Below are 19559 nucleotides of genomic sequence, written 5' to 3'. Positions count from 1 at the left end.
ACTTTCCTTCTACTAAAACTTATAATTTTTGTTTTTTGTTCCGGAACATCCTGTTCCCTATATTTTGATCATAAGGAACAGCCAATATGGAAAATATAAGAGATAGACTTGAATTTTTGTAAGTTAAAACTGACAAAAATTAATTAAATTTTTCCATACAAATTGGAGATTATTTTTGGCTTTGAAGGGTTCATAACTCAGAGTAAACCTTCAATTATAAAATGCAATTTCATGAGGGAACATACCTATGAAAAAAGGAGGACAGTCCCTCCCTTTTTTAAGAAGAATATTAAATCGCCACCAAATCTTTAATTCCTTTCTCAGGCATTTCACTTCCTACACCATGAGCAATCACCTGCCCACGTGCCATGACCGTATAGCCATCCGCGAGTTCTTCAGCGAAGTCATAGAACTGCTCCACTAAAATAATGGCCATTTCTCCACCATCCGCAAGTTTACGAATCACCTTGCCAATATCTTTAATAATCGATGGCTGAATGCCTTCAGTCGGTTCATCTAAAATCAATACACGCGGTTCAGAAGCGAGCGCACGTGCAATCGCAAGCTGCTGTTGCTGACCACCCGATAAATCTCCGCCACGGCGATGTTTCATTTCATCCAATATGGGGAAAATCTCATAAAGATGCTCAGGAACTTTTTTGGTTTTAGCGCCTGAAAATTTAGCCATTCCAATCAGGATATTTTCTTCAACAGTCAAGGTGGAAAAAATATCCCGTCCTTGTGGGACATATGCCAAGCCAGCACGAACACGTTGTTCGGGACTCATTTTTGAAATGTCTTTGCCATCCAATAAAATCTGTCCCGATTTAATTGGCAAGATCCCCATCAAACATTTCAATAAAGTGGTTTTTCCTACGCCATTACGTCCAAGTACAACTGAACATTCGCCTACAGGTGCCTGGAAAGACACGTCACGTAAAATATGACTGCCCCCATAAAACTGATTGACGTCTTTGACTTCTAACATGGTCTGCTCCTTAACGTCCCAAATATTTTTCAATCACATCTTCATTGGCTTGAACTTCTGCCAATGTACCTTCGGCTAAAATTGCCCCCTGAGCCAGTACCGTCACTTTTTCGCTGATGCTGTTAATGAAACTCATGTCATGCTCCACCACGATCAAGGTGTGGTTTTTCTTGAGTTCTAGACAAAGTTCCGCTGTCCGTTCGGTTTCGGCATCAGTCATTCCTGCCACAGGTTCATCCAGCAAAATCAGTTTTGGACGTTGCATCAACAACATGCCAATTTCTAACCATTGCTTTTGACCATGGGACAACAAACCTGCAGGTTTGTTAATGAATTCTTTCAAACGAATTTGCTCGAGTGATTGTTCTAAAGCAAGTTGAGCATCTGGTTCTAGCTTGCTGAAAAAACTTTTCTTTACCTGTTTATTTTTAGGGGCGGCAAGGAGCAGGTTTTCCATCACGGTGAAGTTTTCAAAGACAGTCGGTTTTTGAAATTTACGTCCAATCCCTGCTTCAGCAATTTCTTCGGTACTCATTTTCGCGAGGTCATAATTTTGACCGAAAAATGCGGTGCCTTGCGTTGGGCGCGTCTTCCCTGTAATCACATCCATCAGCGTGGTTTTACCCGCACCATTCGGACCGATGATGCAACGTAACTCACCTTCATTGATGTAAAGCGACAAATCGTTTAATGCACGGAATGCATCGAACCAGACACTGACTTTCTCTAGATATAAAGCGATGCCATGGCTAAAGTCAGGTCCTGCTTCTTTTAAACGTCCATAGCCTTCGCCCAGTTGACCGCCATGTTGTTGTGGGTTTAATCCTAAATCTGACATTTAGTTTTTCTCCTTTTTAAAGCGGTCGAACATACCGATCACCCCTTTAGGAAGGAAGATGGTCACGACGATGAACAGTGCTCCGAGAATAAGCAACCATGCTTCTGGATAGGCCACTGTGAAATAGGTCTTTACGCCATTAATTAAACCTGCCCCTAGAATGGGTCCGATCAAGGTTCCCCGACCGCCTGCCGCAACCCACACTGCCATTTCAATCGAGTTCACCGGGTTCATTTCACTGGGATTAATAATCCCCGCCTGTGGGACATACAATGCTCCTGCAATACCTGCAATAACTGCAGAAAGTACCCATGCAGACAGCTTGTACCAAAGCGTTCGATAACCTAAATATTGCAGACGATTTTCACTATCCCGAATTGCCCCCAATACACGTCCATAAGGTTTATTCATCAAATGACGTAAGCCAATAAAACACAGTAACAATACTAAAGCGGTGATAAAGCATAAGCTTGCACGCATTGAAGTAGAGGTAATATCCATACCCAAAATAGTTTTAAAACCCGTAAAACCATTGTTCCCGCCAAAGCCTGTTTCATTACGGAAGAACAATAAGGCTGCTGCAAAAGTCATTGCCTGAGTGATGATGGAGAAATACACGCCTTTGATTTTGGAACGGAAAGCAAAATATCCGAAGATAAAAGCGATCAGTCCAGGAACCAAGATCACCAAGGTGAGTGACCATAAAATATGTTCTGTTCCCACCCAATACCACGGCAGTTCCGTCCAGCTTAAAAAGCGCATAAAGTCAGGCAAGCCGTCCCCTGCGGATTCACGCATCAGGTACATGCCAAAGGCATAACCACCTAGGGCAAAGTACAAACCATGTCCAAGACTTAAAATTCCGGCATAACCCCAAACCAAATCAAGTGCTAAAGCCACCAAAGCCAAACACATGATTTTGCCAATCAAGGTCACCCAATATGCAGAAAGATGCAGACTTGAATCGCTTGGCAACAAATGAAACCAGGGTAAAATCAGCATGATGGCAAAGCACATGGCAATGGCCACTGCGCTATAGGGTTTATCGGATAGGAATGATGTGATTTTCATAGTGTTTACTCCACAAATCGACCTTTAATGGCGAATAAACCTTGTGGGCGTTTTTGAATAAACAAAATCACAAGAACCAGTAAAATAATTTTTGCAAGCACAGCCCCCATGCCAATCTCAAGAACGGTACCGCTGATTCCTAAACCCAGTGCGGCAAGAACTGCGCCCCAGACTTGTCCTACACCACCGACGACCACAACAAGAAAAGCATCGATAATGTAGTTTTGACCCAAGTCAGGGCCAACGTTACCGACTTGTGCCAAAGCACAACCTGCCAGGCCTGCCAAACCTGAACCCAAACCAAAAGCCAGCATGTCGATGTGACTTGAACGAATCCCCACGGCACGTGCCATTTGACGGTTTTGCGTCACGGCACGAACGAATAGACCAAAACGCGTTTTATTCAGTAGATAAACCAAGAGCAGAAAAACAGCCACAGTAAAGACGATAATGGCGATGCGGTTATAAGGCAGCATCAGGCTTGGGGTGATTGAAATCCCACCCGAAAGCCATGAAATATTGGAGACTTCGACATTTTGTGCACCAAAAATCATGCGCACCAATTGCATTAAGATCAGGCTGACACCAAAAGTTGCCAATAAGGTTTCAAGTTGACGACCATATAAGGGACGAATCACGGTCCTTTCAATCAACATGCCAATCAATGCACTGACCACGAATGCAGCAGGAATTGCAGCAATCAGGTACCAATCGACATATCCTGAAAAATGGGTCTTGAACAGGCTTTGCACCACATAGGTAGTATATGCACCAATCATGATCAGTTCGCCATGCGCCATATTGATGACACCCAGCAAACCGTAGGTAATGGCTAACCCTAAGGCCGCCAATAATAAAATGCTGGCTGTACTCAAACCTGAAAAGACATGTCCTGTCCATTCACTGGCTTGAAGTCGGGTTTTAATACTCCCTTTGGCATCGACCAATACTGTTTTTAATTCTGGATTTAAATTCGGTTGTTGGAGTTCTTGTTCGACCAAAGCCAATACCTCGGGACGATTTGATTGTTTGAGTACTTTTACCGCTTGGATCTTGACCCGTACGTCTGTACTGCCATAGTCCAAACGTGCTTTGAGTTGTTCTAATCGGGCTTTAACCTTATTATTCGTTTCATTTAAATACAGCGTATTCACCATTGCTGTATCTAATTCAGATAAATTATTTTCCAAAATATCTATCGCTTCTAAACGCTGAGAAGCATCTTCAGACTGTAATCTTACTTTGGCTTGTCCAAAGCTCAATGCCTTACGCAAGGTGTTCACCAAAGTAACTTGGGATAAATCTGATGGCCAAGTTGCCACAACCTGTTCATTTGGATAGCTGAATAACTTTTCATCATTTTTTAAAATATAGGTTTGTCCAGAACCATCTGTGTACAGTTCATTGTTATTCACATAGGCAACCAAACGATCGAGTTCTTCGATACTGGCTGGCCATTGGTTCAACATATTGCGACGTTCAGAAAACCCTGCTTGGACAAATTGTTGAATCGCATCACCCGATGAGGCAACTGCCTTATGGGTATTTTTAGTCTGGCTGATAATAGCTTGAGTGTTTTCTGCTGAAGAAGAATTTGGCGTCTCTGCATTCAAATTTTGCAGGAAAAAAAATTGAGTAATAATGAATAGAATAGTGGGGTAATTTATTCGATCAATCATGCTAAGCCTCCCTATTAAGTGTTATTTCCATGAGGGAAAAATAAATCAAAAAAGCCTGCTACAGATGCAACAGGCTTTGGGGAAACTTATTTAGGAATATACGGACTCCATGGCTCCGCTTTTATAGCAGTAGGTGTTTTGTAAACAATATCAAACTGACCATCCCCACGAATCTCGCCAATCATGACCGGCTTATGTAAATGGTGATTGGTTTCATCCATTTTCAAGGTATAACCAGATGGAGCCGCAAAAGTTTGCCCCGCCATTGCTTCACGTACTTTATCGACCTCTGTGGTGCCCGCTTTTTCTACCGCTTGCTTCCACATATTAATGCCCACATAAGTTGCTTCCATTGGATCATTGGTGACAACCTTAGCTGCATTTGGTAGCTTGTACTCCACTGCAAATTGTTTGTATTTATCAATAAATTTAGTATTAATTGGATTTTTCACAGTCATGAAATAATTCCATGCTGCCAAGTGTCCAACTAACGGTTTGGTATCAATTCCTCGAAGTTCTTCCTCACCCACTGAAAATGCCATAACCGGAATATCCGAAGCTTTTATGCCCTGGTTACCCAATTCACGGTAGAACGGTACGTTTGAATCACCATTGATTGTTGAAATTACAGCAGTCTTTTTACCCGCAGCAAATTTCTTCACATTCCCCACAATGGTTTGATAGTTACTGTGACCGAAAGGTGTGTACTCTTCCATAATATCGGTTTCAGCAATGCCTTTAGATTTTAAGAATGCACGCAGGATTTTGTTGGTGGTCCGTGGGTAAACATAGTCTGTACCCAACAATACAAAACGCTTGGCGTTACCGCCCTCTTCACTCATGAGATATTCAACTGCAGGGATTGCTTGTTGGTTTGGTGCAGCACCGGTGTAGAAAATATTTTTTGACTGTTCCTGTCCTTCATATTGAACTGGATAGAACATTAAGCCATTCAGCTCTTCAACTACAGGAAGTACAGATTTACGCGATACTGAAGTCCAGGCACCAAAAATCACTGCCACTTTATCTTGAGTGATTAACTGGCGTGCACGTTCTGCAAACAAAGGCCAATCGGAAGCAGGGTCAACCACTACAGGTTCCAATTTTTTACCTAATACCCCGCCATTCGCATTAATTTCATTGATCGCCATTAATGCGGTATCTTTTAATGAGGTTTCAGAAATTGCCATCGTGCCTGAAAGGGAATGCAAAATACCGACTTTGATCGTATCGTCACTTGTCGCAGCTGCTTTCGCTTCAGGCTGAGTTGCTTCATTTTTTTCAGCGGGTTTTGAGCATCCTGTAAGTGTAATGCTTGCCAGTAATGCAGCTGTAAGTAAACTTTTAGAAATCAATTTTTGTTGCATCATCATTTATTCTCCGACCCTTTTTAAGGCATTTTCTTGTAAAGTCAGAATGTATTATTCAAATAATGTGCCAATTGTGACTATCCATACTTAAATCAATGATTATTATTAATATTAACTATTAAATGGCAGGCTCTTTCTCTTCTATGAGCACTAAAATGGAACGAGTGCTGCACAATAGAAATGGAATAAATATAAATAATTGACAGATGATGATGCAGAATTGAAAGTATCTAGCTTGAATTCATTTTTTCAGTAGATAAGAAAAATTTAAAAAAATAAAGCCTTATAGTCTCTCCCAAAACTATAAGGCTTAGATCTGTAGCTTCCTCTTCATAACCTACCTTTTTATCAGGTCACAGTTATGTGTTTATAATTATTATTATGCAATTTCCATCTATACATGATGGAATTCATTAAATGAATAATTACAGATATTTAAGCTAAGTTATAGCGGTAATTTCCTGTTTTTTCGTAAGCCTTTACCTACAAAAATAAAGCGCTATCAATTTTATAGCGCTATTTTCAATCATCTATTTACAATACATATAAAGCGATTTATACGAAACGAAAAAACAGAAGTAAAACTCCCATCCTTTACTCAGTTTTAGGATTGAGTGCTATTTTTTCATGCTTACTTGAAATATATGAACTGAGCCACATTATAATTAATAAGGCTTTTATTAATTAAAAGTGAGTATAAATCATGACACCAGAACAACGCTTGCAAGCAATATTTGCCAAATCAATACAACATGATGATGAGCAATCTTATCGATCTAAATTGGAAAATAAGCTGGTCGCAACAAGTCATGAACTTAAAGAATTAGCCAATAAAATTGAAGAAAAAGTCACGAATTTAATATTTATTGAGATGGATAAATTCTTAGAATCTCAAGGATGGATTTCAGAAATCCATGATGCAAAGAATAAAAGATATACGCAAGCTTTCAAAAACATTTATATAAGTGTTATAAAACCCGCAAGTGGAAAATTCGAATTTATTATTAAGCATGATCTATTTGAGAGCATAGATCATCGTATAGAAGTATCTTTTAAAGATAGTACAACTTTAAGCCATTTTAAAACAGCCACTCAAGTTCTAAATATTAAAAAAGATATGTCTATAGAGGTGCTTGAAGATTGGGTAAAAGGCTTGCAATCCACTCATCAAAAACTAAAAACAGAAAGTGACAAATTAAAACTCGAAGATTTAACTTTCGAAGTGATAAAAGTAGGTCAAAGTCATCAAAAAAAACGACCTAACTTTATTGAAGCATTTTTATCAATTTTGGAAAATCAATAAGCCCTTTTTAAATCATATAAGACGACCTTTAGACATTTTTTATTTTTTCTACTATTTACATGATACAAATTTTACGCAATAAAAAAGCCCAGACATCCTGTCGGGCTTTTTCGTATTGATGACTTAGGTATAACTCCTGTCGTACCTCACGATCCTCGTGCGAGAACTCATTATTATTGTTTTTTGTTCCGGAACTTCCTGTACCTGTTGTTTCCTATCATAAGAAAAAATTTTAGTAATACCTATCCGCAAAGACCTTAAATGTATGTGAGTTAAAAAACGTACAGATCTGTATAAAACCATCCCAAGTCTTATCTGCAAAAATTGAGAATATTTTCTGTCCTAAAAGCATTGCTAACTCAGAGTGAATTTTTAATTTATTTACTTATTGATCATGTTAATTAGCAAAAAAATTCAGAATTTTTCAAAAAAATCCCATTTGTAACAAGGTTATTTTTTAGTGTTTTTATACTTAATGCATATTCTTATCCAAATGGACACTTAGTAGTGCATATAACTGGACACTCGTTCTTCCTTCATTGGACAAATAAAAGCCAATTACCTACGTATGAATAATTGGCTTAATTCTTAGCTAATATAAAAAAGAAAATGCTATACATGAAGGAAATAAGATATTGATTTAATTTGTTTTTATATTAAATGAAGTTAAATAAGGTGTGTCAATTATATTCTTTATAAAGGACTCAATGTTTTCTATATTAACACTAGGTATAACAACTATGTTTTCATAAAAGAAATATTGATTAGAATCTAAATCATCTTGTATTGTTTGATTTAACCTAACAGGATCATAAAAGTTAAAGGTATAAACATTAGCATAGATTTCAATATCTATTTCGAGACACCCTTTTGATTCAATTTCCCATGCATATTCATTGAAATCATCTGGTAATTTAATCTTATAATTTTTCATAAAAATCTCTTAATCTAAACATTTTATTCCAGAATACAATTTAATATATTGTTCTGGTGTTAAATTTGAACCAGAGCGTGGAGCTATTTCATAGTAATTAAGATCTTTCGCCCGATGTATAATTTTGAATTGATTTGAAATAGATGTAGGGTCTAGTCTGTAAGGTATAAATCCTTTTGAACTTACGCTGTTAGAATTATTATCATCGGAAAGATTGTCACTTTTACCATACATTAAGTGTCCAAGTTAATTGCCACTTTGATTTTGAGAAAGCTTTATTAAAGTGTCCAACTAACAGGCGAATAGATGTTCAAGTAAGGATTCATTTTGCAACTTAAGTAAAATTTTTGAATTATATCAATTTTTTGAAAAAATCGTATAAACACAATGCCGAGTTAAGCAAGTTCAATTGCCTTTGAACGATCAGTTCGATACTATTTTTATAACGATACCTTGCCAGCATATCTATGTTTGAACCCCAGCTTTCATTAAGTGAATACTTGTCTACGGTAAAGGAAGTTATCCGTATAGCTTTTGACGAGCCAGTGTGGGTAAAAGCAGAGATTCGCAATCTCAGTATCAAAGGTGGTCATTACTATTTAGAGCTTGCAGAAAAAGAACATGATACAGATAAAGTGATTGCCAGTTGTAAGGCAACGATATGGAAGTTTTCAGCTGCCAAAATGGTTTTAAAGTTTGAGCGTGAAAGTGGTATTGAGCTATCAAAAGATTTAAATGTCCTGATAAAAGTAAAAGCCAATTTTAGTCCTCAGTATGGTTTTTCAGTCAATGTAGAAAATATTGATTCAAGCTATACCTTGGGGGAGATTGCTAAACGTTATCAGCAAATATTAGAGCATCTTCGCTTAGAAGGCTTAGCCAATAAAAATAAATTACTCCCTGCTCCTTTCGATATTCAAAACGTCTTGGTAATTGCTCCTGAAAACGCTGCAGGTTTAGGTGACTTTAAAAAAGATGCAGATGCTTTGGATCAGGCTGGGGTTTGTCACTTCGTCTATCACACGGCGACATTTCAGGGAAATACTGCAGCTGTCAGTATGATTGAATCATTAACGAATGGCTTAGCTCAGTGGGCGACAGATTTCACTTTTGCTCCCGATTTGATTGTGATTATTCGTGGCGGTGGTGCTGTGAATGATTTAGCGTATTTGAATGACTACCCTTTAGCAGCTTTCTTGTGTACATGTTCAGTTCCGATATGGGTGGGTATTGGCCATGAAAAAGACCGTACTATTTTAGATGAAGTCGCCCACCGATCTTTTGATACGCCAAGTAAAGTGATTGGAGGTATTCGAAACTTGATTGTTGAGCGGACACAACAAATACTGCAATCATTACAGGCCATCAAACATTTATCTCAACACCAGATCGCGGCCTATCAAAGCCAAAATGATCAGTACATCAAAGTGATCAAGACACTGGCTCAAAATCAGATTAATACGACTCAGCAAACGCTTGAGTTAATAAAAGGCAATAGCCAATATTTTGCGCAACAACAAATTAAATTGGCATCAACCCAAGTTGAATCATTATTACGTGAAACGCTTTTACAGAATCCTAAAAATGTGATGGCCAAAGGTTACGCTATTGTGCGCAGCCAAGGCAAATCCATTCGTTCGATTCAACAAATTTCAGGTGATGACATTCAGGTAGAATTACAGGACGGCATTATCAACGCCGATGTTAAAGAGGTAATCCGCAATGGCTAAAAAAGAATTAAGCTTTAAAGAAGGTTATGAAGTGCTTAAAAAGAATGCTGAACTGCTTGAGTCTCAGGAAGAGCCGGATATTGATAACTTAATGAAGATTGTTGAAGAGTCCATGATCGCATACAAAGCCTGCAAGACAAGGATAGATGCAGTGCAGCAAGCTCTGAATGAAACATTTAAAGATTAATCAATAGGCTTTTTAAATTTAATTAAGTAACTTTAGGTGCTTAATCCGTATTTTAATTTTAGGGAAAAGCCTACAGGAAACCTTTTAAAACCTTCGCAATTATTTTTATCTTCGTAACAACCCAAATCGTTCTTTTCGCCGGATAATCTGACCATCAGTGAATAGTAAGTTGATTATCAGCTCTGCAAACCTGAGCGCATGGTTCTCAATCAAATAACTATCCTGTTCTGTGGTCCAGTGAGTTGTGGCTAATTCAAGTTGCTTTCGGTATCGTCTATTTATCGACCGAATTATAAGATATCCTTCTTCGATTAAATAATTTAAACAATTATTTCCCAAATAGTAGAATTTTCTTCGGCTTCACAAAACCCAACAACCTCATTAGTGATATTGATTTGAGGAATAAAATGATTGTTATGCATATCATAATAACCGGCATGCTCTTGGGCCTTGGCTAAGGTGTCTTCATCACCGAGAACTTTATTAATCGTTCTCTCTTCTCCAGAATTTGGATTTTTAATTTTGATCATAGCTTTTTTACTCCCTACTTTTATTTCTATCATAGGGAATCTGGGGTTAATGTATAACTTACTTTGTTAGCTTGAATGTAAATGGGCAATTAATTTTTGACATTTATACTTGATTGATTGCAGAAAAAACCGACTGCTACGGATAAAATTAGTGGGGTTGTAAATTATAAAATTTATTAGAACCCTTTCATTAATATAAAAATTATATACTACTTAACAATGAGGCAGTTTTTGGTCATCTTTTTTAGCCTATTAATAATTTCTTATCTTAGTCAAAAATAAAAGCCCTATAGTCTCTCCCAAAACTATAAGGCTTAATCGTGTAGCTTCCCCTTTATGACTTACGTTTATGTAAGTTCGGAGTTATATTCTTATAATTATTATACGATTTTTCCATCTATATAGAGTGGAACTTACTTAACAAATAATTACAAATATTAACAATGAATCATATCGGAAATTTCCTGTTTCCTTGTAAGCAATTACCTACAAACGTTAAGAACACCTCCTAACATAGAGATGTTTATACAAGTGATCGATCTATAATTTAAATAAGATGAATTATGTGAAAGATGTATGTTTTAACTGACAAAGATTATCAGGATGATATAGCGAAATTTCAGGTGTCAGGAATGTACTAACTGCCTACCTGTCTATCTACGTACCAGCACAATTTTCATGAGGTGTTCATCTTCCTCTTAATTGATTAGATTAATGGCTGGTATGGTCTGTTGATAAAATTTTACCCATAAAAAACCTCCCGTAGGAGGCTTGTTGTCATTCTATTATTTCTATAATTAAGATTAATCGCTGACCTAAAGCAAAATGCATATTAGGCATCACCGAATGTCTAGGCATTTTGTCATAAGGACGTTTGGATGAACGTAAATAATTTCCCTCTTGATCACAATAAAAATAATTTAAAGTTCCCATGCTCGTATCTTCTTCAGCATTAAGTTCTATCATTTCACCTGTATTTCGGTCTTTAGCAATAATTTTCATTCTAATACCTTATATGGATTAGACTCTATAATTTATCATGACAGATGAATACAATTTCATCCACGAACTTACCACATACTGATCCTTACATAAGAAAATATAAAAAAACCGCCCATATCTCGTATGTAGCGGAGTTTTATGGGCCATAGTACATTCCAGCTATAGGAGAATAGCTAATATTTTGTTTAGGTTTTTTCCACATTTGCGGCACACTTTGATCATCTTGCCATTGTCATCCTGCTCATACTCATACCAACAATATAACTCTCTTAAAAATTGCATCAAATTAATACTCCACAGTAATCACAAATGTATTCTCACCCTCTAAATGAGTTTGAAAATTAAAAGCGGGGGGCAGTATTCTTCCAATTCTAAAATAACACCCTATCTCGATAGAATCTAAAGGTGCTTTTAACAGCACGAGATTTTGCTCTCGCTTAGCAATAGCATGGTAAAGTTCAGTAAATAATTCTTCAAACGTTAATAGCGAAGTTGATACAGTCATTTTGGTCACCATTGATTACCAAAAATACAATTATAATCTAAATAAAAAATCATGAAGGCCTTACAAATAAATCACAAACATTTGTTTTATATTACTAATTCTATATGCAATATTTACCAATTCACTTCCGATACTCAATTTCATCAAAGTATTCAGAAGCATGGATACAAAATAATTTACCGAGGAATTAACACATCTAAACTTTCTTAAAAGGAATTAAAATTTCAGACAATAAAAAACCGCTTAACCCGGTGAATTAGTCCTATTTAAGTTTTTGATTTATCTTTTCCTTCGAATAACTAAAATATCCCCCTCATTTCGTCGAAAAAATATAGAGAAACTATTTTCAACCCTTTCTTTAATTCACTTTTTATTTTCAATAATATAGCTATTTTAAGGGTAATAAAAAAACCTACCTTTTGCTAAGTAGGCTTCCTTTTGTCATTTGCGAAGATTAAAGGTGATATTGTTAAATTAAATCATTATCGATGCAATTGTTTATATACCCATGCCAGAAACTCATTTTTATGCCGTATGGGAGGCGCTAAATTAATATTGATTATTTGTCGACTCCCAAATTTACCGATAATTTTAGAAGGTGAGTCAAGCCTGACTCCTGTTTTTTGATCTTGCTGTATTTCTGAAAAAAATTCTAATAATAGATCTAGCTCTGCTTTTGTTTTAAAGTTTGGTTTCTCAGCCATAAAGTTATAAACTTGCTGTAACATCTGAAAATTAGGGGCACTTTTCATTTTTGATTGCTCCAGCAAGCATATTAATTAAACACTATACCCCTGAAGAATTTCAAAAATATTCACTGCATTTGTTAGCTGATTGTTCACATTTAGTTATAAAAAAGCCCACCTTTCAGTGAGTTTTTAATTTCTTGTTTATACTTTAATAACTGTGATAAAAATCAACCACAACTTGCATGGGTGATTTTCTTAGAAACAGGATCAATCGTAACTGTAATTCGATTTGAACGATAATCCATCGTTACTGGCTGACCAGGCGCAATACGACGAATAATTTCAGATTGAGTTTTTTGTTTAATTTCATTATCAGTTAAATCAGTTTTTCCCACCAGAACTTTAGCCTCCTCTGCTAAACATTCTTTTGAGCTATCGCGGAAAAATTTCCACTCTTCAATGATTTGACCATTTGGAAAATGGCAATAAACAACCTGACCATTCACTTCGTTTCTTATTTCTAATTTTCCACCTTGGTTAATACAATATTCACTAGCAGGATTGGCTGCACTTAATTTTGGTGCATGAGTGTCTTTGTTATGTACAGTTGAACATGCTGCAAGTGAGGAAATCATCATTCCAAGAAACAATATTTTTTTCATCATTTTAAATTCTTACCAAAATTCAAAGATATCAAAAATAGGAAGATTATCAATGTTGTTATTTGAAACAAAAAGCCCATCTTTGGATGAGCTTTTTTTCTTTCTATTTTGCTATTAGATTATTAAAAACTTAAAATAAACGTTTAGTCTTTTTTTTAAATTTAAACATATCTGTTTGTTTTATTACCCTGAATACTTTCCCAGTTCCAGGATGAGTAAAAATATTATCTTTATTTAAATTAAATACTTTTTCACTAATTACTATTTTAGGTAACGCCATCCAATTCAAGCTTGCTCCATCCTCATTTAAATTCTTTTCAAAGATTTGTTCTACGATTATCTCTGTGCCGCAACTGCTTATAGCATTTACTTCTTTCAAAATGAGAATTTTAGACATTTCTATAGCCTTATTATTATTTTCCCAATAAATTATAGAAAATCATTTATTTTATTATGTTAAGTTTATTTGCCTATTTGTTAACAAATTCACACTTTACGTAAATTAATTTAAACAAATCACATAATGTTATTTTTTAATGCTGCATCCTCTTTACATTTGGCTTAAAGAGAAAAAATTTATACAATAAAAAAACCCATCTTTTGATGAGCTTTTGCTTAAACTAGGGTAATTCAAATAACGATGAATTTACACCCCAATTATATCGTAACAGAATTAAATCATACCCCGTTTATAAGACTAATCCACTACATTCTGCGTATAATCTACAAACTCAACTAAATGCAGTAATCTATGATTTTTATCATATAAAAGAGATCAAATAAGAGTTTCAGTCTTAAACTGTGGATGCTGTAATCTATATAGGCTCAATGCTTCCTTTTCCTTGGCTAAAAACAATTTTGACTCTTGCTCCCATGTAGGTTTACAGCCATCAAAATGTGTATTGTTAATAGCCCACTCGGAAACTAAACCATAAATAAAAGACTGATCTGCAAACACTAATTTAGATTGACTTCCAGTTTCGCTTTTAAAAACCTTATGGGTTGGTAAAGAACCAAACACATGAAAGCGAGTGTACAAATATTTATAAGTAAGATTCATGGTAAAAGTATTCTCCGCTATATTGAACTATAACAGGAAGTGCAGACACCTTCACAAGTAAAACCAAATCACAGGCAATAAAAAATCGCAAATTTAACGCGGTTTAATAAATTGCGAAATCAATATCATGGTGATTGTTTATACTTGCCATACACTCTCGTGTTAGTGAATAAATCCTTCAATATAAGGACGAGCAATTGAGCGAATGGATAAATTCGACAATACGAATAACCAAACGAAAGTACTCCAATAGAAAGCTTAAATTTACTCAAGTCGGTCAATTATTTTAAATAACCCAAACACAAAAATGTATGCGTTAAACGGTCGGTTAGTGATCCTTCTCATCCTACATATTCTCGAAAAAACTTCATTACACAGTTATTCCAACAAAGGGATCAGCACGAGATTCTGGAACGCTTAGAAAAGGCAAAAGTTGCCAATGCCAGTGTGAATGAATTTCAGGATATCTGGGAACATCCACAACTCAAAGCGCTCAAACGTTGGATTGAAGTGGATTCCCCTATAGGCAAAATACCTACCACTTAAGTCTGTGGGTTTGACGGAAGAAAAGGATTTTAATATTCACGCGATTCCAGATTTAGTGGAACATTCACAAAAAAACCTTACAAGAGTTAGGTTTGAACACTCAGCAAATAGAAAACTTGATTCAACAAGGCATGATTAAAAATTAAAAGTTTATCCAGCCTTCTGAGGCCAGAGATTGGATTTTTTCTCTTACATCAGAGAATTACACTCAGGATTGAATGATGAAGTTTAATTACTTCAAGTAGTCTTTACTTTCACTAGAAATGATTGGGATATCCTCCCCCAACAATAGCGACATCAAATTCCATTGATTCATGCTCAATTTCATCTTTCGGGAACCACCCTACTCCAAAAATGAAAAATTTCAATACAATTAATTAAGAGTAGATTTACTTAAATTTCTAAAAATGCCAGGAACTATTTCAAATAAGAAAAAAGAGTCATAAAACCTTAGTTTTACATTGCGGTATTTTATTTCAAAATAACTCAATAAATATTAAAATGGGAAGTAATTACAAGGCGTATAGGAAATAAGATTAAATGTCGATGGATCAATATACAGGTTTAGAATTTTTAACTGCTGTTAAAAATGGTGAAATTCCACATGCACCGATGGCCAAGACCATTCCCATGAAACTGGTGGATGTGCAAGAAGGTTATGTCGTGTATGAAGTTACACCCGGTGAAGAACATATTAATTTACAAGGTGGCGTGCATGGTGGATTCTGTGCCACTGTTCTAGACAGCGTAACTGGTGGAGTTGCCCACTCAATTATGGGAAAAGGCAATCGCTTTGCTACTGTAGACTTGAATATAAAAATGATCCGTCCCATGCAAGTCGGAAAAACCTATCGAGGCATTGGGCACTTGATTAATGCTGGACGGACAATAGTCAGTACTGAAGGCAAAATTATTGATGAAAATGATAAAATTTATGCACATGCTACTGCAACATTGATGATTATTCGAAAATAAACAAAAAGAGTAGTATCTTTTTGAATTAATACTGCTCTTTATGTGACTATTTAAATAATAGGTATAGCGTCTTAATAACAACTATCCAACATCTGTACGAATATTATTTACCATATGTACTAAGCGCGGGGCGATTTCATCTTCCAGCTTTTCACGACTTAAAATAAAGCTTGGTCCACCACAGTTAAATACCAATAAACCGTGTTGCTCATGATAATAAGGCACAGCCACTGAATTTACATCTTTATGCCAATCACCTACCGAGAAGCAATATCCAAAGTCTTGATAGTCTTTAAAAGCTTTATCTAAATCGCGATTAATCTTGATCCAGTCTTCTTTGTGTTTGGCACGAATGGCATTCAGTAAAAATTCGCGTTCATCTTCTGGCATTGCTGCCAAGCATGCGCGACCAACAGAACTTAAATGAATGGGTAAATAGGTACCGACTTGGCGTCGCATAGTAACACTACCTTTGCCTTGTACAACATCTAAGTAGATCATGTTTAAGCGGTCACGGGTTGTCATAGCAACTGCTGCACCTGCGTAATCCGCTAATTCTTTCATGTATGGATGAGCAATCGAACGGACCGAAAGATTCGACAACATCGAATAACCAAATGAAAGTACGCCCACAGAAAGCTGAAATTTACTTGAGTTTGGTACTTGTTTCAAATACCCCAAACGTGACAGCGTATGGGTTAAACGACTAATGGTTGGTTTAGGCAACCCTGTCATTTGAGAGAGTTCCTGGTTACCTAAATGTTGATGTTTTGGTGTAAAACAACGTAACAGTTCCAAGCCACGGGCAAGAGCGGTAATGTATTGGCGATCATTTTCATCCTGCATATCCTCAATGGGATCCAAGAGTTCATGTCGTAATGGAGCTAACAGCTTCTCCGCTTGTTCCGATTCTGTCATTTCAGTCATTTAAATGGCCTAAATTCTTTAATTTTGTTTCGCATGGCGAAAATTATAATATAAATATCCTATTAATAGCAAAGAAGCAACTTATAAAAAGTTGCTTCTTTATTCATTTGAAAAAGGCTTTTAATATAGATTAACCAATAATGCCTTTTGTTCGCAGTTCTGCTAATTTTTCAGCATCAGCTATACGCGCTAAGATTTCATTGGTATGTTCACCCAGCATCGGTGGTGCTTTCTTGTATTCCACTGGGGTACGAGAAAGTTTGATGGGAGAACCAATCACTTTAAGCTTATCTTTTAAAGGATGCTGCATTTCAATCAACATGTTACGTGCCTGAATTTGCGGCTCTTCAAAAGCTTGTTCGAGGTTATTGATTAAACCGACTGGAACTTTGACTGCATGAATCGCTTCAACCCAATGTTTCGCATTATTATTAAGGAAATGCTCAGACAATAACTCGCCAATTTCAGTACGGTACTTAATCCGCAGTGCATTGGTGGTAAAGCGCGGATCATTGGGTAATTCCGGCAAACCAATCGCATTACTGAGTGCAACGAATTGTTTGTCATTACCACAGGCAATAATAAAATCTTGGTCTGCTGCTTTAAATACTTGATAAGGCACAATATTGGCATGTGCATTACCATAGCGACCCGGCACTTTACCCGAAGCTAAATAGTTCATGCCTTGATTGGCAAGCGTTGCCACTTGCACATCTAGCAATGCCATATCAATGTATTGACCTAAGCCAGTAATGGTGCGATTCAACAATGCCGCTTGAATGGCAATTGTTGAATACAGACCCGTGGTTAAATCGGCAAATGCCACACCGACTTTTTGTGGGCCACCACCCGGTAAATCATCTTTCTCACCGGTCACAGACATTAAGCCACCCATGCCCTGAATGATAAAATCATAACCTGGTTCAGGCGCACGCGGACCTGTTTGACCAAAACCGGTAATTGAGCAATAAACCAGTTTCGGGTTAATTGCACTTAAACTATCGTAATCCAGTCCGTATTTTTTCAACGAGCCAGCTTTATAGTTTTCAATGATCACATCAGAGTCGGCAGCTAAAGCACGGACCAATTCCTGACCTTCAGCGGTCGAAATATCAATCGCAACGGAAAGTTTATTTCGATTCGCAGATTGATAATAAGCTGCTTCACATGTGTCCTCGCCTTGATTGTTCTTCATCCAAGGTGGACCCCATAAACGGGTGTCATCACCGGTTTTTGGACGTTCAACTTTAATCACTTCTGCGCCCAAATCCGCGAGGATTTGACCACACCAAGGACCTGCAAGTACGCGACTTAAATCCAGTACGCGAATACCCTCTAATGCACCCATGTATCTTTCCCTTTATACGCGTTCAATAACCATTGCGAGACCTTGCCCCACACCAATACATAGACTGATCACAGCATATTTTTTGCCGCTACGTTGTAGTTCACGTGCCGTTGATAATGCCAAGCGAGCGCCCGATGCACCCAGTGGATGACCGACTGCAATCGCACCACCGTTTGGATTGACACGCGGATCATCCAACGCCACATCCAAACCTCGGAGACATGCCAACACTTGAGAAGCAAAAGCTTCATTGATCTCGATGATGTCCATATCCGCCAAAGTCAGATTGGCACGTTTTAATGCCAGCTTGATTGCATCGACAGGACCTGCACCCATAATGCGTGGCTCAATCCCTGCTGCACCCGATGCCAATATTTTCGCGATCGGTTTAATGCCCAATGTTTGCTCAGCTTGCTCAGAACCAATTAACAGTGCTGCTGCACCATCGTTGACGCCTGAAGCATTACCTGCAGTCACGACACCGCCTTCAAACAGTGGACGTAATTTTTGTAGCGCTTCAAAATTAGAAGACGGACGTGGATGTTCGTCTTGATCAACCAGCTTCGGTGGCGACTTACGGCCTTGAGATACTTCAACACCAATAATCTCGCCAGCAAAGAAACCAGACTGTTTCGCTGCTTCGTATTTGGCTTGTGATGCAGCCGCAAACTGGTCTGCATCTTCACGCGTCACACCATATTCCGCCGCAACATTGTCACCGGTTTGTGGCATGGTGTCGTTACCAAACTGTTTTTCGATCAATGGGTTTGGGAAACGCGCACCAATGGTCGAATCGAAGACTTTGAAATCACGGCTAAATGGCGTTTCTGATTTGGCAAATACAAAAGGCGCACGCGACATCGATTCGACACCACCGGCAATAAAGATCTCGCCTTCACCACATGTAATCGCACGTGCTGCATCGATGACTGCTGCCAAACCTGATGCACAAAGACGGTTCACGGTTTGTGCAGGGGTTTTTACATCTAGACCTGCCAGCAAAGTCGCATGACGCGCGATGTTACGGCTGTCTTCACCTGCTTGGTTGGTATTGCCCAAAATCACATCATCATAGATATTATTCGGTAAATTATGTTTTTCAACCAAAGTCTTAATCACGTGAGCGGCCAAGTTGTCTGGACGGATGGTAGCTAACTCACCGGCATGGCGACCAAAAGCAGTACGTACGCCATCATAAATATAAGCATTTAACAT

Annotated in this window: 21 protein-coding genes; 5 read left to right on the top strand and 16 right to left on the bottom strand. The window is 37.4% G+C overall.

Annotated elements, in window-relative coordinates:
* Positions 1 to 289: 289 nt before the first annotated feature.
* The 5 genes from urtE to urtA all read right to left on the bottom strand — a co-directional run bounded on the left by urtE (position 290) and on the right by urtA (position 5943).
* Positions 290 to 988 carry an urea ABC transporter ATP-binding subunit UrtE gene (gene urtE / locus HLH14_RS15240; RefSeq protein WP_171533411.1) on the bottom strand — a complete coding sequence of 233 codons (699 nt, stop codon included), beginning with the start codon at positions 986 to 988 and terminating at the stop codon, positions 290 to 292.
* 10 nt (positions 989 to 998) lie between these two features.
* Positions 999 to 1826: an urea ABC transporter ATP-binding protein UrtD gene (gene urtD, locus HLH14_RS15235; RefSeq protein ID WP_171533410.1), complete on the bottom strand. Its 828-nt coding sequence runs from the start codon at positions 1824 to 1826 to the stop codon at positions 999 to 1001.
* Positions 1827 to 2897: an urea ABC transporter permease subunit UrtC gene (gene urtC / locus HLH14_RS15230; RefSeq protein ID WP_171533409.1), complete on the bottom strand. Its 1071-nt coding sequence runs from the start codon at positions 2895 to 2897 to the stop codon at positions 1827 to 1829. It lies immediately after the preceding gene.
* A gap of 5 nt (positions 2898 to 2902) precedes the next feature.
* Positions 2903 to 4576, bottom strand: coding sequence for an urea ABC transporter permease subunit UrtB (gene urtB / locus HLH14_RS15225; protein WP_171533408.1), 1674 nt, complete (start codon positions 4574 to 4576; stop codon positions 2903 to 2905).
* Between the two features lie 86 nt (positions 4577 to 4662).
* The gene (urtA, locus tag HLH14_RS15220) at positions 4663 to 5943 is read right to left on the bottom strand and encodes an urea ABC transporter substrate-binding protein (RefSeq protein WP_171533479.1); all 1281 of its coding nucleotides are present in this window, start codon (positions 5941 to 5943) and stop codon (positions 4663 to 4665) included.
* Between the two features lie 706 nt (positions 5944 to 6649).
* On the opposite strand from urtA, the gene HLH14_RS15215 reads away from it, so the two are divergent.
* A complete protein-coding gene (locus HLH14_RS15215; protein ID WP_171533407.1) occupies positions 6650 to 7249 on the top strand; it encodes a hypothetical protein in 600 nt (199 codons plus the stop codon).
* A 640-nt stretch (positions 7250 to 7889) separates the two neighbouring features.
* Here the strand turns inward: HLH14_RS15215 and HLH14_RS15210 are convergent.
* Positions 7890 to 8183 carry a hypothetical protein gene (locus HLH14_RS15210; protein ID WP_171533406.1) on the bottom strand — a complete coding sequence of 98 codons (294 nt, stop codon included), beginning with the start codon at positions 8181 to 8183 and terminating at the stop codon, positions 7890 to 7892.
* A 467-nt stretch (positions 8184 to 8650) separates the two neighbouring features.
* Here HLH14_RS15210 and xseA point away from each other — a divergent pair, with 467 nt between their 5' ends.
* Positions 8651 to 9913, top strand: coding sequence for an exodeoxyribonuclease VII large subunit (xseA, locus tag HLH14_RS15205; protein ID WP_171533405.1), 1263 nt, complete (start codon positions 8651 to 8653; stop codon positions 9911 to 9913).
* The gene (xseB, locus tag HLH14_RS15200) at positions 9906 to 10100 is read left to right on the top strand and encodes an exodeoxyribonuclease VII small subunit (protein WP_171533404.1); all 195 of its coding nucleotides are present in this window, start codon (positions 9906 to 9908) and stop codon (positions 10098 to 10100) included. The genes xseA and xseB overlap by 8 nt, the downstream gene beginning before the upstream one ends.
* 320 nt (positions 10101 to 10420) lie before the next feature.
* On the opposite strand, the gene HLH14_RS15195 is transcribed toward xseB, so the two are convergent.
* The 7 genes from HLH14_RS15195 to HLH14_RS15165 all read right to left on the bottom strand — a co-directional run bounded on the left by HLH14_RS15195 (position 10421) and on the right by HLH14_RS15165 (position 14548).
* The gene (locus HLH14_RS15195) at positions 10421 to 10663 is read right to left on the bottom strand and encodes a hypothetical protein (protein ID WP_171533403.1); all 243 of its coding nucleotides are present in this window, start codon (positions 10661 to 10663) and stop codon (positions 10421 to 10423) included.
* Between the two features lie 744 nt (positions 10664 to 11407).
* Positions 11408 to 11632 (bottom strand): hypothetical protein, encoded by a 225-nt coding sequence (locus tag HLH14_RS15190; RefSeq protein ID WP_086193225.1) that lies wholly within the window; start codon positions 11630 to 11632, stop codon positions 11408 to 11410.
* Between the two features lie 286 nt (positions 11633 to 11918).
* Positions 11919 to 12137, bottom strand: a complete 219-nt coding sequence (locus HLH14_RS15185) for a hypothetical protein (protein ID WP_171533402.1) — start codon at positions 12135 to 12137, stop codon at positions 11919 to 11921.
* 482 nt (positions 12138 to 12619) lie between these two features.
* Positions 12620 to 12889: a hypothetical protein gene (locus HLH14_RS15180; RefSeq protein WP_131272194.1), complete on the bottom strand. Its 270-nt coding sequence runs from the start codon at positions 12887 to 12889 to the stop codon at positions 12620 to 12622.
* Between the two features lie 164 nt (positions 12890 to 13053).
* On the bottom strand, positions 13054 to 13488 hold the full coding sequence (locus tag HLH14_RS15175) for an I78 family peptidase inhibitor (protein ID WP_171533478.1): 435 nt from the start codon (positions 13486 to 13488) through the stop codon (positions 13054 to 13056).
* 130 nt (positions 13489 to 13618) lie between these two features.
* Entirely contained in the window at positions 13619 to 13885 is a 267-nt protein-coding gene (locus tag HLH14_RS15170; RefSeq protein ID WP_067722547.1) for a hypothetical protein, read from the bottom strand.
* Between the two features lie 378 nt (positions 13886 to 14263).
* On the bottom strand, positions 14264 to 14548 hold the full coding sequence (locus HLH14_RS15165) for a hypothetical protein (RefSeq protein WP_171533401.1): 285 nt from the start codon (positions 14546 to 14548) through the stop codon (positions 14264 to 14266).
* A gap of 369 nt (positions 14549 to 14917) precedes the next feature.
* On the opposite strand from HLH14_RS15165, the gene HLH14_RS16310 reads away from it, so the two are divergent.
* Entirely contained in the window at positions 14918 to 15094 is a 177-nt protein-coding gene (locus HLH14_RS16310) for a CoA transferase (protein ID WP_155859773.1), read from the top strand.
* A gap of 540 nt (positions 15095 to 15634) precedes the next feature.
* Complete coding sequence (locus HLH14_RS15155) at positions 15635 to 16069, top strand: PaaI family thioesterase (protein WP_171533400.1); 435 nt, start codon at positions 15635 to 15637, stop codon at positions 16067 to 16069.
* 81 nt (positions 16070 to 16150) lie between these two features.
* On the opposite strand, the gene HLH14_RS15150 is transcribed toward HLH14_RS15155, so the two are convergent.
* The 3 genes from HLH14_RS15150 to HLH14_RS15140 form a co-directional block, all read right to left on the bottom strand.
* Positions 16151 to 16996, bottom strand: a complete 846-nt coding sequence (locus HLH14_RS15150; protein ID WP_067722553.1) for an IclR family transcriptional regulator — start codon at positions 16994 to 16996, stop codon at positions 16151 to 16153.
* A gap of 130 nt (positions 16997 to 17126) precedes the next feature.
* A complete protein-coding gene (locus tag HLH14_RS15145) occupies positions 17127 to 18344 on the bottom strand; it encodes a CaiB/BaiF CoA transferase family protein (RefSeq protein ID WP_171533399.1) in 1218 nt (405 codons plus the stop codon).
* A 12-nt stretch (positions 18345 to 18356) separates the two neighbouring features.
* On the bottom strand, positions 18357 to 19559 hold the full coding sequence (locus tag HLH14_RS15140; RefSeq protein WP_171533398.1) for a 3-oxoadipyl-CoA thiolase: 1203 nt from the start codon (positions 19557 to 19559) through the stop codon (positions 18357 to 18359).

The sequence above is a fragment of the Acinetobacter terrae genome (genome assembly GCF_013004375.1).
Taxonomy (GTDB): Bacteria; Pseudomonadota; Gammaproteobacteria; order Pseudomonadales; family Moraxellaceae; genus Acinetobacter; species Acinetobacter terrae.
The sequence above is the reverse complement of the archived record's forward strand: the minus strand, read 5'-3'. Positions and strand labels throughout refer to the sequence as shown.

What these genes read in the sequence shown, in the direction of transcription:
- urtE (WP_171533411.1), bottom strand. Translation starts at nt 988, where the DNA reads ATGTTAGAAGTCAAAGACGTCAATCAGTTTTATGGGGGCAGTCATATT.
- urtD (WP_171533410.1), bottom strand. Translation starts at nt 1,826, where the DNA reads ATGTCAGATTTAGGATTAAACCCACAACAACATGGCGGTCAACTGGGC.
- urtC (WP_171533409.1), bottom strand. Translation starts at nt 2,897, where the DNA reads ATGAAAATCACATCATTCCTATCCGATAAACCCTATAGCGCAGTGGCC.
- urtB (WP_171533408.1), bottom strand. Translation starts at nt 4,576, where the DNA reads ATGATTGATCGAATAAATTACCCCACTATTCTATTCATTATTACTCAA.
- urtA (WP_171533479.1), bottom strand. Translation starts at nt 5,943, where the DNA reads ATGCAACAAAAATTGATTTCTAAAAGTTTACTTACAGCTGCATTACTG.
- HLH14_RS15215 (WP_171533407.1), top strand. Translation starts at nt 6,650, where the DNA reads ATGACACCAGAACAACGCTTGCAAGCAATATTTGCCAAATCAATACAA.
- HLH14_RS15210 (WP_171533406.1), bottom strand. Translation starts at nt 8,183, where the DNA reads ATGAAAAATTATAAGATTAAATTACCAGATGATTTCAATGAATATGCA.
- xseA (WP_171533405.1), top strand. Translation starts at nt 8,651, where the DNA reads ATGTTTGAACCCCAGCTTTCATTAAGTGAATACTTGTCTACGGTAAAG.
- xseB (WP_171533404.1), top strand. Translation starts at nt 9,906, where the DNA reads ATGGCTAAAAAAGAATTAAGCTTTAAAGAAGGTTATGAAGTGCTTAAA.
- HLH14_RS15195 (WP_171533403.1), bottom strand. Translation starts at nt 10,663, where the DNA reads ATGATAGAAATAAAAGTAGGGAGTAAAAAAGCTATGATCAAAATTAAA.
- HLH14_RS15190 (WP_086193225.1), bottom strand. Translation starts at nt 11,632, where the DNA reads ATGAAAATTATTGCTAAAGACCGAAATACAGGTGAAATGATAGAACTT.
- HLH14_RS15185 (WP_171533402.1), bottom strand. Translation starts at nt 12,137, where the DNA reads ATGACTGTATCAACTTCGCTATTAACGTTTGAAGAATTATTTACTGAA.
- HLH14_RS15180 (WP_131272194.1), bottom strand. Translation starts at nt 12,889, where the DNA reads ATGAAAAGTGCCCCTAATTTTCAGATGTTACAGCAAGTTTATAACTTT.
- HLH14_RS15175 (WP_171533478.1), bottom strand. Translation starts at nt 13,488, where the DNA reads ATGAAAAAAATATTGTTTCTTGGAATGATGATTTCCTCACTTGCAGCA.
- HLH14_RS15170 (WP_067722547.1), bottom strand. Translation starts at nt 13,885, where the DNA reads ATGTCTAAAATTCTCATTTTGAAAGAAGTAAATGCTATAAGCAGTTGC.
- HLH14_RS15165 (WP_171533401.1), bottom strand. Translation starts at nt 14,548, where the DNA reads ATGAATCTTACTTATAAATATTTGTACACTCGCTTTCATGTGTTTGGT.
- HLH14_RS15155 (WP_171533400.1), top strand. Translation starts at nt 15,635, where the DNA reads ATGTCGATGGATCAATATACAGGTTTAGAATTTTTAACTGCTGTTAAA.
- HLH14_RS15150 (WP_067722553.1), bottom strand. Translation starts at nt 16,996, where the DNA reads ATGACTGAAATGACAGAATCGGAACAAGCGGAGAAGCTGTTAGCTCCA.
- HLH14_RS15145 (WP_171533399.1), bottom strand. Translation starts at nt 18,344, where the DNA reads ATGGGTGCATTAGAGGGTATTCGCGTACTGGATTTAAGTCGCGTACTT.
- HLH14_RS15140 (WP_171533398.1), bottom strand. Translation starts at nt 19,559, where the DNA reads ATGTTAAATGCTTATATTTATGATGGCGTACGTACTGCTTTTGGTCGC.